Source organism: Pseudomonas sp. SWRI18, from assembly GCF_014268345.1.
GTDB lineage: Bacteria > Pseudomonadota > Gammaproteobacteria > Pseudomonadales > Pseudomonadaceae > Aquipseudomonas > Aquipseudomonas cedrina.
This window is the reverse complement of record NZ_JACCQQ010000056.1, coordinates 1-667: the sequence shown is the minus strand read 5'-3', so window position 1 is coordinate 667 and position 667 is coordinate 1. Positions and strand designations below refer to the sequence as shown.

General features: G+C 59.1%; 1 pseudogene. It reads right to left on the bottom strand.

Annotated features, from left to right (window positions below):
• Nucleotides 1-667: pseudogene (locus tag H0Z09_RS27175) on the bottom strand (type IV secretion protein Rhs); the annotation flags it as partial.

Below are 667 nucleotides of genomic sequence, written 5' to 3'. Positions count from 1 at the left end.
CGGCATTGATGCGGCGGCTGATCAGGTGCAGGCCGTCGGCGTATTCGTAGCGGGTGACGTGGCCCAGTTCGTCGCGTTCGGAGGTGATTTTTCCGTAGGGGTTGTAGCTGTATTCCCGCGTGGCACCACCGGGTTGAGTCAGTTTCAGCAAGCGGCCTGCGGTATCCCACTGATACTGCGTCAGCCCGCCGCGTTCATCTTCGCGCGCAATTTGCCGGCCTAGATCGTCGTAGCGATAGCGCTTCACGCCGCCATTCGGCAGTTGCTCTTCAAGCAACTGGCCACGCGCATTCCACACTAAGCGATGACAGCTGTGATCGGGGTACCAAACGCTAATCAGTTGTCCGTATTTGTTGTAGCTGTAGTCGGTAGCATTACCGTCGGGATCGGTCCTGCGCGTAACGTCGCCCTGGTCATTACGCTCATATTTCCAAACCGCTTCGCCACGTCGCACCACCCGTACGAAACCGTTGTCATGCTCGTAGGTCGTCGGCTCATCGTCCCCCGGAAACAACGCCACCAAACGCCCGGCTTCGTTGTACTGATACGCGATGATTGCCCCGAGCGGGTCCTGCTCAACCGTCAGCCGGCCTTTGTCGTCATAAGATTTGAAGTGCTGGGCACCATCCGGATCGACGCGCTGTACCAGGCGCGCCCGATCATCGTG